Raw genomic sequence first — 16,505 nt, forward strand, 5'->3', positions numbered from 1 at the left:
TACACAACCCGCACGCACTCAAATCGAACCTCGGACGGTTGAAGAGAGCCCAACGGAGTCTGAGCCGCAAACGGAAAGGCTCCAACCGCCGCCGCAAGGCGAGAGCGCAGGTCGCCCGACTATACGCACGGGTGGCGAACCTGCGTTCGGACGCGCTCGACAAGACCACCACCATGCTCGCCCACACCTACGCGGACATCAGCATCGAGGACTTGAACGTGGCGGGCATGGTGGGAAACCACAGGCTCGCCCAATCGATTCAGGACGCCGCGTTCGCGGAGTTCCGACGCCTGCTGACCTACAAGACCGCACGCACCGGCGCGAAGCTTCACGTCATCGACCGCTGGTATCCAAGCTCGAAGACGTGCTCGAACTGCGGGACGGTGAAAGCCAAGCTGCCCCTGTCCGAACGCGTCTACCATTGCGAGGAGTGCAGGCTTGTCATCGACCGTGATGTGAACGCGGCCATCAACATCCAAGTCGCCGGGAGTGCCCCGGAGACGTTAAACGCGCGTGGAGGAAGCGTAAGACAGGCCCACCCCAAAGGCGGGACAATGCGGCATCCGGCGAAACGCGAACCAAGCGGCGGCGAGAGTCGCGTGAGGCTTGGAGCTGGCCTTGGCAACGAGGCCATGCAGATGACTTCGCTCTAGCGACAAGCTAAAACAAAGTCATCTACAACGGTCCGGCATTCCCGTGCGGCGGGCACCGCGCCGCGCATGACGGCGGCCGCGTAGGATAAGGCGGTATGAACGAGGGCACACGTCACATCATCCAGCAGATCAACCACGTCGAACTTGAGAACGAACACGACGACGGCGGTTGGAAGATCGTCTCGCGGCCGATCGACCTTGCCGGCGTGCAGAACATCCGCGACATGGGAGGCATCCCGACGCGCGACGGCCGGACGATCCGCCCCGGGATGCTCGTGCGTTCCGCGAACCTGCACAAGGCGACCGACGCGGACCTCGAAGCGCTCGACCGGCTCGGCGTGCGCACCGTCATCGACCTGCGCACGAAGCAGGAGCGGAGCCTCGAGGAGGACCGCCTGCTGCCCGGCTGGCGCTATGAGGCGATCCCGGTGTTCGATGAGATGGAGGAGCTCGGCAAACAACTCACGGGGATCGTCAAAGACCCCGGCACATTCATCGCGGCCATCTATCCGCAGATGCTCGAATCACCGGGCGCGATCGCATGCTGGAAGGCGTGCTTCAACGAGCTGCTCGACGGCGACGGCGGCACCTTGTGGCATTGCACGCAAGGCAAGGACCGCACGGGCGGCCTTGCGGCGCTCATCCTCGCCGCCCTCGACGTCGACGACACCCTCATCGTCGACGACTACCTCGAAACGAACCGCTTCATGCCCCGTATATCATCGAAGCTCACGCGGAAGGTCGAAGCGATCCTCGGCGCACGCGCGGACGGCGACATCAACCAATTCCTCATCGCGGCGCCCGCCTACATCCACGCGTTCATGCACGCCGCCGCACCGTACGGCGGACTCGTCGGCTTCCTGCGCGAGCGGGTCGGTCTGGACGACGCCGCCTTCGCGCGGCTGCGCGCCCGCTACACCGAACCATCCGATGCGCGGCGTGGCGCGGTCGTCAGACGATTCGCCTAACTGCGCAATCGCGCCGCAGCGCCCGCAAACGTGCTGTAATGGAAGACAGCAACATACAACCTGCAATCAAGGATGGCAATCATGACCGATATGACCGAGCAGATGAAGAAGAACTTCGAAGAGATCAAGGAACGCATCGACGAGCACAAGGACGACTTCAACGGCATCAAGGAATCCGCCTCGCAGCTCGCCGACAAGCTCAAGGACGCGAAGGAGGGCTGGGAGACCGCCCGCGCCGAGAAGGGCGACAAGAACGAGATCGCGAAGGACGAGGAGACTCATCAGACCCACTGAGTCCCTTCCCTTCCTACAAAACCCAGGACGCGCCGCACGGCATGACCGTGCGGCGCGTCCTTCGCGTATCGCGGGCGTCACAAGCACATGCGCGACGGCGCGCTTGTGTGCTGTGGGCTGAAAATGGCATCCGCTACGAAATGCAGCTTGTTAGCGTAACGCATATGCCGGGGGCGTAGAGAGGGCCCGCCGCGTGGAGAGACACGAGGGAGGAGCGGATATGAGGAGGACATGGGCATCCGCACTCATCGCGGCCGTCGCATGCATCGCCCTGTTCGCCGGCTGCGGCATCGCGGATGAAGCGACGCCGCAGCCGAGCGCCGACACCGAGATCACTACGGCGCCAACAGATGAAGGCGGTGCGGACGGTGACGCGTCGCATGCGAAGGGGAAGTTGGAGACGACGACGGTGCCGCCGTTGCGCGTCGATGGCGCCAAACTCGTCGACTCCACGGGTAAGACGGTGCAGCTGCGCGGCGTGTCCACACACGGCATCGCATGGTATCCGCAATACGTGAACGCGGACCTGTTCGCGAACCTCAGGAAGGACTGGGGCATCAACGCCGTGCGCATCGCGATGTATACGGCGGAAAGCGGCGGATACTGCACGGACGGCGACAAAGAGGAACTCAAGAGGACGGTGCGCGCCGGCATCGACGCGGCCATCAAGGACGACCTGTACGTCATCGTCGATTGGCACACGCTTTCGGACAACGACCCGAACATGCACGTCGACGAGGCGAAGGAGTTCTTCGGTGAGATCTCGAAGGAATACGCGAACGTGCCGAACGTCATCTACGAGGTGTGCAACGAACCGAACGGCGGCACGACATGGGAACAGATCAAGCGCTACGCCGAGGACGTGATACCGGTCGTGCGCGCGAACGCGAAGGACGCCGTCGTGCTCGTCGGCACGCCCGACTGGTGCCAGGGCATCGACGCGGCCGCCGCCGATCCGCTCAGCATCGGCAACGTCATGTACACCGTGCATTTCTATGCGGCCGAACACGGACAGTGGCTGCGCGACAAGGTCGAGGCCGCCGTCAAGCAGGGGACGCCGGTCTTCGTGAGCGAATTCGGCGCGACGAACGCGGACGGCGACGGTGGCATCGACGCGAAATCGGCGGACGCATGGCTCACGATGCTCGACAAGTACGACATCTCGTACATCATCTGGAACCTGTCCGACAAAGACGAAGGCAGCGCATTGTTCTCGACGAACGAGGCGCGCGACCCGATCGAACCGGACCTATCCGCCGAAGGCAAGTGGTACCGCGATTGGCTGCGCGGCCACGCATCCGCCCACAGCGAATGACGGACGCCGGCAGCGGTGGCGCTTCACACGCGCACAAAAGTACTGAAGCGCTTATGGTGTTGGAAATATTGGGAAAAGATGAGACAAACCGCGCGCGTCGAGAACGGAATCCGCTATGATGGTCATAGCGTCGTTGAAGACGAATCATCACCGGAAGGAGCCCCATCATGGCAGACGACAACAAGAAAGAGGGCCTCGAGGCTCTGGACGCCGCGCAGATCGACGCGCTCAAGGAGGTCGTCGACGAGACCGCCCATCCGCACGTCGACCCGGTGAGTGGCAAGTCCGACGGCAACGCGGACGACGGCTTCGACAAGCACGTCGAGGACGACGAGGACGCGAAGGAAGCCAAGGAAGCCAAGGAGGACAAGGCCAAGACGGACGCCGAGGAATCCCTGCTGTTCAACACGGCGAACACGTGGGAGAACATGGACGAAGTCCCTAGGTGACGGACGGTCACCGGAGGGAGGAATATCCTCCGATATATGCGAAGGCCGCGGCCACAAGGTCGCGGCCTTCGCATATGCGGACAGGTGAGAGCCGCGATGAAACAGCGGCAGTGGGGATGAAACAAGAATCATTTGCCCGATGGGGGAAACCAACGACGTGGTGCGCCATATGACGGCTATATTGAGGGGTAGCGGACGCGGCGGACGGACGTCGCGCAACCAATCGGAAACGGAGACGACATGACAGACGACAAGAAGAACATCGGCGACGACCTTGACAACATGAGCACGACCGAGGTCGATGACCTCAAGGACATCGTGCGCGACACCGACCACCCGTACACGGACCCGGTCACCGGCAAGCCGAACGAGGACGTACCGCACGAGGACCTCGGCGTCGCGCTCAAGTCCGCGGAACGCAAGGCCGAGCACGACGCGGAGCTCGAGCATGCGGCCGATATCGCCGAAGAGGACGAGAACGCGAACGAGTGGGAGGACCCGGAACTCGAGGACCGCGAAGCCACCCGCTGAAACGGCGGTCATGATGCTGGGGGAGGGCGCATGGCGACGTGCGCCCTCCCTTGTTTGTATGCAATGCACAGGTTCGCGGTGCGTGAAATACGACGATGCGTATCGTCCGTGCACGGATTTGTTCGCCCCAATCTTAAAACGACGCGCGGAAGCCGACGAAGCGCTTGAATTGCCGTATATTGGGACGCAATGCGTACGATGGCATCGCGGCGGAGAAGGGCGCCGGCGGACCCTCGGACGCGATGGCACGACAAGGAGGCGGACAATGCCAAGACCGGGAAGCGTAGACGATTCGGGTCCTTCCGCGAGCAGCCACGACGACGGCCTGCGCGCAAGCTCGCATGGGCCGCGCGGCACAGGAAGGCGCCCCGGCATGGCCGACGACTCCGGAAGTGGATTCGGCGGCGGTTTCGGTGGATTCGGTGGCCCCGTCCCGCGGCGCAGCGTCCCCCGGGACGATTACTGGCCCGGCGGCTATCCCTACGGCGGCAGGCGCCGCTCCGGCATCGACCTCGGCGACCTCATCAACTTCGGCATCGGCGTCGCATACGGCAGGAGCCAACGGCGCCGCGACGACATCGAGGTGCCGCATCTGGACGAATCAAGCATGGGGCCGTCCCCATACCCGGCGGGCGCCGGCACCCCCAACGGGCCATATGCATCCCAAGGCGGCTCGGCCGGAACACCATTCCCGCCCACGCCATACGGTGGTGGCGGAGGCGGCCAAGGCGGCCGTAATCCGAAATCCGGCACGTCATGGCTGCCGGTCGTCGGCATCATCATCGCAATCGTCTGCGTCATCCTCCTCGGCTTCCTCAGCTGTTCGGGCGGTTCGTCGTCGAACGGCGACGGATCGGTTCCGGTGAGCACCTACAACCGCGAGAAAATCAAAGGTGCCGCCTATGACAGCGACGACGTCGACGACGAACTCGGATGGATCAAGGACGTGCGCGCGACCGAACGTGGTCTCAAATCGTTCTACGACAAAACAGGCATCCAACCGTATGTGCTCCTCGCGAAATACAACGCGCAGCTGACGACGGACGGCGAACGCGAACAGTGGGCGAAAGACTGGTACAACGAGCACATCGACAACCAGGACACGCTGCTGCTCGTCTATTTCGCGGACAGGGACGCGGACAACGTCATGGGCCACAGCACGCTCATCAACGGACGCAACGTCTCGACCGTCATGGACGCGCAGGCGGTCGACATCTTCTGGGCGTACTACGACGAATACTGGTATTCGACGATGAGCACCGACGACGCGATCGTCAAGACCTTCGACTCGACGGCGGACCGCATCATGACGAAGACGACGACGTCGCACGACGTCATGAAATGGGTCGTCATCGCCGTCCTCATCCTCGGCGTGCTCGTCATCGCGGGCATCATCGCATGGATGCTCATCAAACGCCGCCGCGAACACGAACAATACGTGGAACGGATGGTCAACACCCCGCTCGAGGAGGCGGAGGATCCGATTTTGAACAAATATAGTCAGGACGACCAGAAAGGACAACAATAATGGCTATCCTGAAACGATTCGGCGACATCATGCGCGCCAACATCAACGCGTTGCTCGACAAGGCGGAGGATCCGGCGAAGATGGTCGATCAGATGCTGCTCGACCTCAACGAGGACCTCGCCGCCGTCAAGAAGGAGACCGCGGGTGTCATGGCCGCCGCGACAAGCGCACGCCAGCAGGTCAACGAATGCAAGGCGGACATCGCGAAGTACGAGGCTGCCGCGAAGGCCGCCGTCAAAGCGGGCGAGGACGACGACGCACGCCAGCTCATCACGCGCAAGCAGCAGTACGAGAGCACGCTGCCGTCGCTTGAGCAGGCCGCGCAGGTCGCCGAGGACAACGCCGCGAAGATGCGCCAGATGCACGACAAGCTCGTCAACGACATCAACGGACTGCAGGCGCGCCGTGCGGCCGTCCATGCGAAGGTCGCCGTCGCGAACGCGCAGAACACCGTCAACAAGGCGACCGAGTCGACGGCGAAGAGCTCGCGCAACCAGGCGGCGTTCGACCGCATGGAGGCGAAAGCCGACCAGATGCTCAACGAGGCGAACGCGACCGCGGAGCTCAACACGCAGGCGAGCGAGGAGGACCTCGCGAACAAGTACCTCGCCGGCGGCAGCGCGTCCGTCGATGACGAACTCGCACGTCTCAAGGCCGAGGTCAACGGCGACGACGCCCAGCAGTGAGCGGACGGAGGCACGGGGCCGGCCGCCCCTCGCCGATGACCGATGACCGATGACCGATGACACCAGCGCGGAATACATCATTCCGCGCTGGTGTTATAGTGTCACGCGACAGGCAGCGATCCGTCATCAGCGGGGAGCCTTCGGAAGAACGGGACGCGCGGCCCTGCGCCGCACCCCTCAGTAGAACCGACGGGATCGGCCCGAAACAGCCGAATCAAGCGGTCACATGCGCCGGCGACGCCGGGGCATGCGGCAAGCGAGGTGGTACCGCGGTGGCGGCCACCGGACATGCGTGGGAACCCATGCATGTGCGGGCGGGCGTCCATCGTCCTCGCAGGCATATCGAAACGTCTGCAAGAACGAGGAGCAACGGTGAGCGAAACACCCAAGCATGTGTACCCCAAGGCAGCGGCCGGCGACGAGAGCGCCAACGTGGCGCCGAATCCGGATTTCCCGAAACTCGAAGAGGATGTGCTGCAGTATTGGGACACGAACGACACCTTCCAGAAATCGATCGATGAGAACCCCTCCGGTGAGAACAGCGACAACGAGTTCGTGTTCTTCGACGGCCCGCCGTTCGCGAACGGCCTGCCGCATTACGGCCATCTGCTGACCGGATACGCGAAGGACGTCGTCCCACGCTACGAGACGATGAAGGGACGCCGTGTCAACCGTGTGTTCGGTTGGGACACGCATGGCCTGCCCGCCGAGCTCGAGGCGCAGAAGGAGCTCGGCATCGATTCGGTCGACCAGATCGAACAGATGGGCATCGACAAGTTCAACGACGCATGCCGCGCATCCGTGCTCAAATACGTCAACGAATGGCGCGACTATGTGCACCGCCAGGCGCGTTGGGTCGACTTCGAACACGGCTACAAGACGCTCGACATCCCCTATATGGAATCGGTCATGTGGGCGTTCAAGACGCTCTACGACAAGGGCCTCGCCTACAAGGGCTACCGTGTGCTGCCGTACTGCCCGAAGGACCAGACGCCGTTGTCCGCGCACGAGCTGCGCATGGACGCCGACGTCTACCAGGACCGTCAGGACACGACCGTCTCCGTCGCGCTCAAGCTGCGCGACGAGGACGACGCGTACGCCGTCATCTGGACGACAACGCCGTGGACACTGCCGACAAACTTCGCCGTCGTCGTCGGCGACGACATCGACTACGTCGAGGTCGCGCCGAAGGAAGGACGCTTCGCCGGCAAGAAGTTCTACCTCGCGAAGGCGCTCCTCGGCTCGTATGCGAAGGAGCTCGGCGAGGGCTACGACGTCGTGCGTGAGCTCAAGGGCCGCGACATGGTCGGCTGGCGCTACCATCCGATCTTCCCGTATTTCGCGTCCGACGCGGCGACGGGCGAAGGCGGCACACCAGGGCCGAACGCCTACCAGATCCTCACGGCCGACTACGTCGACACGACGGAAGGCACCGGCCTCGTGCACCAGGCGCCGTACGGCGAGGACGATATGAACACGCTCAACGCGCATGACATCACGAGCGTCGACGTGCTCGACTCTGGCTGCCGCTTCACGTCGCTGTGCCCGGACTACGAAGGCATGTTCGTGTTCGACGCGAACCTGCCGATCCTGCGCAACCTGCGCGCCGGCGACGGCCCGCTCGCCGAACGCCCCGAGGATGAGCGCGCGCTGCTGTTCCAGGAGAAGAGCTACGTGCATTCGTACCCGCACTGCTGGCGTTGCGGCACGCCGCTCATCTACAAGCCGGTCTCGAGCTGGTTCGTCTCCGTCACGAAGATCAAGCCGCGTCTGCTCGAGCTCAACCAGCAGATCAACTGGATCCCCGACAACGTCAAGGACGGCCAGTTCGGCAAGTGGCTGTCGAACGCACGTGACTGGTCGATCTCGCGCAACCGTTTCTGGGGTTCGCCGATCCCGGTGTGGGTGAGTGACGATCCGAAGTATCCGCGCGTCGACGTCTACGGTTCGCTCGAGGAGCTCAAGCGCGACTTCGGCGACTATCCGCGCGACAATGACGGCAACGTCAACATGCACCGCCCGTGGATCGACAACCTGACGCGTCCGAACCCGGACGACCCGACCGGCAAGTCGCGCATGCACCGCATCACCGACGTGCTCGACTGCTGGTTCGAGTCCGGTTCGATGCCGTTCGCGCAGTTCCACTACCCGTTCGAGAACAAGGACTACTTCGAGCACCACTTCCCGTCCGACTTCATCGTCGAGTACATCGGCCAGACGCGCGGCTGGTTCTATCTGCTGCATGTCATGGCGACGGCGCTCTTCGACAAGCCGGCGTTCAAGAACGTCATCTGCCACGGCATCGTCCTCGGCGACGACGGGCAGAAGATGAGCAAGCACCTGCGCAACTACCCGGACGTCAACGGCGTGTTCGACAAGTACGGGTCGGACGCGATGCGCTGGTTCCTGATGAGTTCGCCGATCCTGCGCGGCGGCAACCTCATCGTCACCTCCGAAGGCATCCGCGACACGGTGCGCCAGATCATGCTGCCGGTGTGGAGCACGTACTACTTCTTCACGTTGTACGCGAACGCCGCGAACGACGGCAAGGGCTACGACGCGCGCCGCGTACGCGCGGAAGAAGTGCCGGGCCTTGCGCAGATGGACCGCTACCTGCTCGCGCGCACACGACAGCTCATCGCCGACGTGACGGAGGACATGGACGCGTTCGCGATCTCCGACGCGTGCGACGCGATCGCCGACTATATCGATATGCTGACGAACTGGTACGTCCGCAATTCGCGCGACCGCTTCTGGAACGAGGACGAGAACGCGTTCAACACGCTGTACACGGCGCTTGAGGCGTTCATGCGCGTGCTCGCACCGCTCGCCCCGATGGAGGCCGAAGCCGTCTGGCGCGGCCTGACGGGCGGCGAATCGGTGCATCTGGGCGACTGGCCGTACCTGACCGATCCGCAGACGGGCGCCGACACCGAACTGGGCGAGGTCCTCAAGGAGGACGGCGCGCTCGTCGCCGCGATGGACAAGGTGCGCGAGATCGTCTCGTCGACGCTTTCGCTGCGCAAGGCGAACAAGATGCGTGTGCGCCAGCCGCTCGCGAAGCTGACCGTCGTCATCGACGAGCCGTCGCAGGTCGACGTCTACGACGCGCTGCTCAAGAGCGAGCTCAACATCAAGGCGATCGACTACCTGATGCTCGATCAGGCCGCCGAACATGGCCTCAAGATCGTCGACGAGCTCAAGGTCAACGCGCGCGCCGCCGGCCCGCGCCTCGGCAAGCTCGTGCAGTTCGCGATCAAGGCGTCGAAGGGCGGCGATTGGCACACCGACCCGACGAGTGGCGACCCGGTCATCGAAACGCCGCAGGGTGAGATCACGCTGCAGGGCGACGAATACGACATCACGCGCCGCGTCGAGGAATCGGACGCGACCGAGCGCGCGAATTCCGCCTCGTCGATCCTGCTGAGCGGTGGGTTCGTCATCCTCGACCTCGCGCTCGACGACACGCTCATCGCCGAAGGCTATGTGCGCGACGTCATCCGCGCAGTGCAGGACGCGCGCAAGGCCGCCGGACTCGACGTGACCGACCGCATCCACCTGACGCTCAAGGCGCCGCATACGGACGTCGAGAAGATCGAACGGTTCCGCGACCTCATCTGCAACGAGACGCTCGCGGTCTCGCTCGATGTGGCCGACGGCGACGCGCTCGACGCCACCGTGGCGAAGGCCTGAGCGCCCATATGCGCACGCCCGCCGTCACGCGTCGACGCGTGACGGCGGGCGTGGCGGTGGCCACGCAACGGAAGGTCTCGGCGAAGTGAACGGCAGACGTCGGCGCCTATGCCACAAAGACAGTGGTGATAGGCGCCGCAAGAGGCCCGACGGTCACGTCGAGGATGCGGACGTCGGGGCCGATGCGGCGGTGTCGGCGACAGTGGCGGCACCGCCGAGCGCAGCCGTCGACGACGCGGGCGAGATGCTGCGCATCGCGATGGCCGGCGTGACACGGTTGTGTCCATGGCGCACCATCTGATACGAATACCACAGCGACACCGCAAGCATGACGACCTCGATGATCGCGCCGATGAGCACGGCGTGCTGGAACCCATCGGCATACGCGATGTGCCGGCTGAGCCCTTCGCGCGTGCCGTGGAGCACATCGGCGGACAGGATGCCGACGAACAACGCCGACCCAAGCGAACCGGCGATCTGCGAACCGGTAGAGAAAATCGACGACGTATCGGGCACTTGGGCGTCGGGGAGAGACTCGAAGATGACGTCCTTGTCGGGCACGTTGACGAACGAGTCACCCATCGCTGCGACGGCGCCGATCGCGACGATGAGCCACGCATTGCGCATCGGCGCGACGCCATGGATCGCGAACAGACCGACCGTGAGCAGCACGAAGCCGATCGACACGATCGGCCACATGCCATGGCGGTCGACGCGCTTGCCCGCGTAGAGCACGGCGCCCGCGTAGAACAAGGTGAGGATGAGGAGGAAACAGCCGGCGGCGAACGGCGTATACGTGCACGAGCGCTCAAGGTAGAGCGGCAACAGCAACAGGACGGCCTGCTGGCCCATGCCGGCCGCGAGGAACAGCAGCACGCCGATCGAGACATACAGGTGGCGCATCGGACGCAGGTCGAGGAGCGGCGACGTGAGCCGCGACTGCCGCCATGTGAACACGGCGAGGATCGCGAGGCCCGCGACGAGCATCGTGACCGCGAGCGGCGTGCGGTGCGTCAATTCGGAGAAGCCGAGCATGACCGTCGCAAGCCCCGCGAACGCGAGGAGGACGGACAGGACGTCGATCGGCGCGTCGCGGCGCGCCTCGACGTCGAACGTGAACTTCAGGCCCATGACAAGCGAGACGATGCCGATCGCGAGCGGGACGACATACATCGACGTGAGGCTCACATAGGTGAGGAACACACCCGAAAGCAACGGCGCGACGGCGATGCCGACGCCGATGATCGAACTGTTGAGCGAGACGATGCGCCCCGAATACCGCGCGGGCACGACGCGGATGATGACGGTGTTGATCGTCGGGAACATGAGGCCCGCGCCGACCGCCTGGATGAGGCGACTCGTGAGCATCATCGGGAAATCGACCGAAAAGAGGCCGATGACGGAACTGACGATGAGCAGAATGCGGCTCCAGAAGAACATGCGTCGCAACCCGAGGCGCGCGAGGACGCTCGCGGCCGTCATGACGGCCGTCGCCGCGACGATCGAATAACCGACCGTGACCCAGTTCGCGGTCGCAAGGCTCACATCGTAGGTCTCGGAAATGTTCGGCAGCGCGACCGACATCATGACCGAACAGAACCCGTCGCCGAGCGTGCTCACGATGAGCGTCGCGAGCAGCAGTTTGATCGATTTCCACGAGTGTCGTTCCCCGTTCTTCGCCGTGAGCATCGTGTCATCCGCCAATTTCGCTTTTGCCGACTGCCTCTCGTTCGCCATAGCACGTCCTTACCGTCCTCGACGGTATTCAACGTAGTGGCATCACGGGGCGCACGACAGTGGATTTCGTTCGTCGCCGAACAGGGGACGCGGTATCCGCCGTGCGCGGCGTGCAGCGTACTCGGTACGGACGTTCGATATACGGTTCACGATGAGGACAATCTACGACCGACGGGTGGGACAAGTAGGCGGCATACGTGTGCAATGCCGTACAGTGGCGAGGCATCGCCGTCGCCACACCCATGCGCGCATATGGATTGCCCACGTATGCACGGCTTGCGCATATGCGCGTGGGCGACACTAGAGAGAGGAACAACGAAAATGATGGCAACGACGCATACGAATGGTTTTGTCGGTCGAATGAAGAAAATCGTGGCGATGTGCGCGGCAGGCGCTGCCGTCGCCGCGATGGGCGCGTGCGGCGCGAGCGCGCACGCGGAGAAATCGTACACGTTCAACGTCGACACCGGCGACGCGGTCAAAGTCACGCTCGACCTTGGCGGAGGATACGACATGAGCGGCAAAGTGCCGTTCGAAGTCACGAAGGACGGCGACGAGATCTTCGAAGGATCGTTCCTGCACGAGGAAGGCTACGAACTCTACCGTGACGAGATCCTGGGCGACGAGAACGCACAGATCCTCAACGAAGGGGAGCGCAGCGGCAACGACTTCATCTTCTGGAAGACGACGGCCGACGACGCGACCGCATACGACTACGTCGTCAACGTCAAGGACAGCAGCACCGTCGTCCTGCTCGAAGGCACCGCGGGCGAAGAGGACGCGCAACAGGCGTTCGACCATCTGACGTTCACGAAGGAGTGACGCGCGGCCGTACGCGGCGTGAGTCCCCGGTGACACCTGCGTCGGCACGCCCGGCCGTACGATGGACGTTGCGCATACGGGCGACCGTATGCGCACGGAACGGCATCGGACAGCGGAAGGAACGCGGATGAAACGAATCGTCGCCGGCATCGTCGCCCATGTGGACGCAGGGAAGACGACACTGTCCGAAGCGCTGTTGTACGCGACCGGTACGACGCGCCGACTCGGTCGTGTCGACCACGGGGACGCGTTCCTCGACACGAACACGATCGAACGCGCACGCGGCATCACGATATTCACCGAACCCGCGATCATCCGCACGCACGACCTCGAACTCACGCTTCTTGACACCCCCGGACACGTCGATTTCTCCGCGGAAACCGAACGCACGCTCCAAGTGCTCGACTATGCCGTCCTCGTCGTATCCGCGGTCGACGGTGTCCAAGGACACACGCAGACGCTGTTCCGTCTGCTCACCCAGTACGACGTGCCGACGTTCGTCTTCGTCAACAAAACGGACGCGCCGACCGCAGACGTCGACGCCGTGCGCGCGCAGTTGCGGGAACGGTTGTCCGACGCGTGCATCGACTTCACACCGCGCGACGACGCGGACGATCCAACGACTGAGGACAGCGGTGACGACGACGGCGGCGGCGCTCGCGGACGCCGCGGCACGCCGCGCGCCGCGATGCTGCGCGACGACGCGCTCGAATCGATCGCAATGCAAAGCGAACGCGCGATGGACGACTATCTCGACCGTGGCACAATCGATGCGGACCTCATTCGTGAACTCATCGCGGCGCGCGACGTGATCCCCGTATACGTCGGTTCGGCGTTGCGGATGAACGGCATCGACGATTTCCTTGACGGATTCGATTGGTTCACGCGCGAGCCGCGGTATCCGGAGGAGTTCGGCGCGCGCGTGTTCAAGATATCGCACGATGCGCAAGGCAAACGCCTCAGTTGGATCAAAGTCACCGGCGGCGAGCTCAAAGCGAAGATGGTGCTCCCCATACGTACGGACGTCGGTGATGACAGTGGCGACGGTCGCACCGGAACCGCGGACGGCGAGAAGATCGACGAAGTGCGCAGCGTGTCCGGCGCGAAAAGCGTGACGACGGAGACCGCACCGTCGGGGACCGTATGCGCGGTGAGCGGACCGGAACACACATATCCGGGGGAGGGGTTCGGCATCGAAGCGGACGCGGGAACGCCGACGCTGCAACCAGTCCTCACGTATACGCTGCTGCCGCGTGGCCACGATGTGCACCGCTGCCTCCTCGCGCTGCGCGAACTCGAGGATGAGGAACCGCTCCTGCACGTCGTGTGGCAGGAACGAGTACAGGAAATCCATCTGCAGATCATGGGCACGGTGCAGCTCGAAATCGTCGAACAGCTCATGCGTGACCGTTTCGGACTCGATGTGGGATTCGGTGAGGGGCAGATCCTGTATAAGGAGACAATCGCGGCGCCCGTCGAAGGCGTCGGCCATTTCGAACCGCTCAGACACTACGCGGAAGTGCATCTGCTGCTCGAACCACTCAGTGAGGGCAGCGGTCTCGAATTCGTCAGCGACATGCGCGAAGAGGACCTCGACCGCAACTGGCAGCGTCTCATCCTCCAGCATCTGCGCGAACGTGAGCATCTCGGCGTGCTCGTCGGCGCACCGTTGACCGATATGCGCATCAGTCTCATCGCGGGACGCGGACACCTCAAGCACACCGAAGGCGGCGACTTCCGGCAGGCAACATACCGCGCGCTGCGGATGGGACTCATGGAGGCGCGCGCGGGTGTGCCGACCGACTGCACGCCGCTCGATATCGCGCGGCGTTACGCAGGCGACGCGCGTGATAACCGCGAAGATGACGGTGGCGTTGGCGTTGACGGCGGTGCCGATGACGGTGTTGACGTCGGCGCGCGCATACACGGCGCCGGCAACTGCAGGCTCCTCGAACCCTGGTACCGGTTCAGCCTTGAGCTGCCCGCGGACAATATCGGTCGTGCGATGAGCGACGTGCAGCGCATGGGCGGCGAATGCGGCGCGCCACGGATGGACGGCGACATGGCGGTGCTCGAAGGCGTAGCTCCAGTCAGCACGATGCGCGATTACGCGATCGATGTGAACATGTATGCACACGGACGCGGACGGCTCCAATTGATGTTCGACGGCTACCGCGCGTGCCATGACGCAGCCGACGTCGTCGCCGCAAGCGCCTACGATCCCGAATCCGACATCGAACACACACCGGATTCGGTATTCTGCGCGCACGGTGCCGGATATCCGGTCAAATGGTACAAAGTGCCCGAGTTCTGCCACGTCGCGATGCGCGGATGAGACCGGACGGGGTGGGAACGTAAGCGCGGGCGGGTACCGCAGATATCACGTATATGCCCACAGCGGTGCGCGGCACGGCGTGCGCCACGGTGCGGTGTAATGGAAGAGGCCCGCACAGGGCCGCAATGTGCGCGATTGTGCACACGATGGATGATAGAAAGGTCGTTGCGATGGTAGATGACAAGAAGCCCCACGAGACACTCAGGGAACGGTTCGACGATTTCAAGGAGGACGTCGACATCCACAAGGCCGAGCATCAGCAGAAGGACGCGTTGAAGGACGTGGACCGAGCGGCGAAACACGAAGTGAAATCCGACGTCGACCTCGACAAGGCGGCCGATGAGGCCGACAAGGCCGTCGAACGCGAGGAGAAAGCCCAGGAAGGCTGATTCCTACGGTCTTGCGGATTTGGGTTCCACGACAGCGGACCCCTCCCGAACGCGATATTGCGGTAGATACGACAACGGCTCCCATATGGGAGCCGTTGTTTTTGTGGAGCGGACAACGGGACTCGAACCCGCGGTCTCGACCTTGGCAAGGTCGCGCTTTACCAACTAAGCTATGTCCGCAAAGTCAACCGGAAACCGGTTTCGTGGGCGATACAAGATTCGAACTTGTGACCCCTTCCGTGTCAGGGAAGTGCGCTACCACTGCGCCAACCGCCCGGGCCGAGAAGTAAACTTACCTGAGGTTGGGTGGTTTGGCAAATCGGGTGGGTGACACGGCGTGTCGCGTGGTGTGGGTGGGATGGCCGCGACGTGCGGTGCCGCACTTTGTGGTGGCGCAGGTCGCGTGGTGCGTGTTTGCGTCGCGCGGTGCCGCATGTTGTGGTGCCGCGCGTCGCGCGGTGCCGCATGTTGTGGTGCCGCGCGTCGCGGAGGAGCCTCCAGCGTCGCGCCATGCCGCGGACCGTGGTGCCGCTGGTTGGATAGGGATCCGTTTGTGTTGTGCGGCAGCGCATGGTGGGATACCGCGCGACGCGATAGGTCACGTGTGTCGTGCGATGTCTCACAGCAGGGTATCGCTCGTTGCGGGGGTCCCTAGTGTCGCGCCATGCCTCAGACTGCGGCACCGCTCGTCGCGGATGGTCCGCCAGCGTCGTGCGTCGCCGCACAGTGGTGTACCGCTCGTCACGGGAGGGCTTCCAGCGTCGTGCGTTGCCGCGGATTGTGATGCTGCTGGTCGCGGAGGGGCTTCCGGTGTCGTGTGTTGTTGTGGGTTGTGGTGCTGTGTGTCGTTTGGGGGGTGGTGGGGGTGTGTTGGCTTGTGTTTGTTGGGTTTTGGGGGTGTGGGGTGGGGTGGCGACACGCCGGTGGGTTGCGTGGGTGGTGGGGGTTGGTGTAGGTTTTCTTCTTGCTGCCGCTCACGGCTTGCCGGGTTGTCCTGGTGGGTTTGGTGGGTGTGTGTGGTGGTTTGAGAACTCAATAGTGTGTACTGTACTACTTCATCATGCGACCATGTTGTTGGTTGTGTGGTGGTCTTTTGATTGCCAGT

13 protein-coding genes and 2 tRNA genes are annotated in these 16,505 nt (G+C 63.6%); 12 read left to right on the forward strand and 3 right to left on the reverse strand.

From position 1 onward, the window contains the following. From B1526_RS05310 to ileS, 9 genes are all read left to right on the forward strand, one after another. Positions 1-653, forward strand: a 653-nt coding sequence (locus B1526_RS05310; protein WP_133088474.1) for an RNA-guided endonuclease InsQ/TnpB family protein, incomplete at its 5' end; no start/stop codon positions are given. A gap of 95 nt (positions 654-748) precedes the next feature. Beyond that, positions 749-1,621, forward strand: a complete 873-nt coding sequence (locus B1526_RS05315; RefSeq protein ID WP_095615048.1) for a tyrosine-protein phosphatase — start codon at positions 749-751, stop codon at positions 1,619-1,621. Between the two features lie 81 nt (positions 1,622-1,702). Then, a complete protein-coding gene (locus tag B1526_RS05320) occupies positions 1,703-1,915 on the forward strand; it encodes a hypothetical protein (RefSeq protein WP_095615057.1) in 213 nt (70 codons plus the stop codon). A gap of 220 nt (positions 1,916-2,135) precedes the next feature. Further along, the gene (locus B1526_RS05325) at positions 2,136-3,230 is read left to right on the forward strand and encodes a glycoside hydrolase family 5 protein (protein WP_095615049.1); all 1,095 of its coding nucleotides are present in this window, start codon (positions 2,136-2,138) and stop codon (positions 3,228-3,230) included. A gap of 167 nt (positions 3,231-3,397) precedes the next feature. After that, positions 3,398-3,679 (forward strand): hypothetical protein, encoded by a 282-nt coding sequence (locus B1526_RS05330; protein ID WP_095615050.1) that lies wholly within the window; start codon positions 3,398-3,400, stop codon positions 3,677-3,679. A gap of 240 nt (positions 3,680-3,919) precedes the next feature. After that, positions 3,920-4,210, forward strand: coding sequence for a hypothetical protein (locus tag B1526_RS05335; RefSeq protein WP_095615051.1), 291 nt, complete (start codon positions 3,920-3,922; stop codon positions 4,208-4,210). Positions 4,211-4,475: 265 nt separating this feature from the next. Further along, positions 4,476-5,738: a hypothetical protein gene (locus B1526_RS05340; protein ID WP_095615052.1), complete on the forward strand. Its 1,263-nt coding sequence runs from the start codon at positions 4,476-4,478 to the stop codon at positions 5,736-5,738. After that, complete coding sequence (locus B1526_RS05345) at positions 5,738-6,424, forward strand: PspA/IM30 family protein (RefSeq protein ID WP_095615053.1); 687 nt, start codon at positions 5,738-5,740, stop codon at positions 6,422-6,424. Before B1526_RS05340 ends, B1526_RS05345 begins: the two co-directional genes overlap by 1 nt. Positions 6,425-6,796: 372 nt before the next feature. After that, positions 6,797-10,117, forward strand: coding sequence for a mupirocin-resistant isoleucine--tRNA ligase (gene ileS, locus B1526_RS05350; RefSeq protein WP_235607057.1), 3,321 nt, complete (start codon positions 6,797-6,799; stop codon positions 10,115-10,117). Between the two features lie 153 nt (positions 10,118-10,270). Here ileS and B1526_RS05355 read toward each other — a convergent pair whose 3' ends face one another. Further along, positions 10,271-11,854 carry an MFS transporter gene (locus B1526_RS05355; protein ID WP_095615054.1) on the reverse strand — a complete coding sequence of 528 codons (1,584 nt, stop codon included), beginning with the start codon at positions 11,852-11,854 and terminating at the stop codon, positions 10,271-10,273. Between the two features lie 360 nt (positions 11,855-12,214). Here B1526_RS05355 and B1526_RS05360 point away from each other — a divergent pair, with 360 nt between their 5' ends. From B1526_RS05360 to B1526_RS05370, 3 genes are all read left to right on the forward strand, one after another. Beyond that, positions 12,215-12,676 (forward strand): hypothetical protein, encoded by a 462-nt coding sequence (locus B1526_RS05360; protein ID WP_095615055.1) that lies wholly within the window; start codon positions 12,215-12,217, stop codon positions 12,674-12,676. A 127-nt stretch (positions 12,677-12,803) separates the two neighbouring features. Next, positions 12,804-15,011, forward strand: coding sequence for an elongation factor G (locus B1526_RS05365; RefSeq protein WP_095615056.1), 2,208 nt, complete (start codon positions 12,804-12,806; stop codon positions 15,009-15,011). 170 nt (positions 15,012-15,181) lie between these two features. Then, positions 15,182-15,400 (forward strand): hypothetical protein, encoded by a 219-nt coding sequence (locus tag B1526_RS05370; RefSeq protein WP_095615059.1) that lies wholly within the window; start codon positions 15,182-15,184, stop codon positions 15,398-15,400. A 104-nt stretch (positions 15,401-15,504) separates the two neighbouring features. On the opposite strand, the gene B1526_RS05375 is transcribed toward B1526_RS05370, so the two are convergent. Both B1526_RS05375 and B1526_RS05380 read right to left on the reverse strand, forming a co-directional pair. Continuing rightward, a tRNA-Gly gene (locus tag B1526_RS05375) sits at positions 15,505-15,580 on the reverse strand. A 24-nt stretch (positions 15,581-15,604) separates the two neighbouring features. Then, positions 15,605-15,676 (reverse strand) — tRNA-Val (locus B1526_RS05380). Positions 15,677-16,505 lie beyond the last annotated feature (829 nt).

It is taken from the genome of Bifidobacterium criceti, from assembly GCF_002286935.1.
Taxonomy (GTDB): Bacteria; Actinomycetota; Actinomycetes; order Actinomycetales; family Bifidobacteriaceae; genus Bifidobacterium; species Bifidobacterium criceti.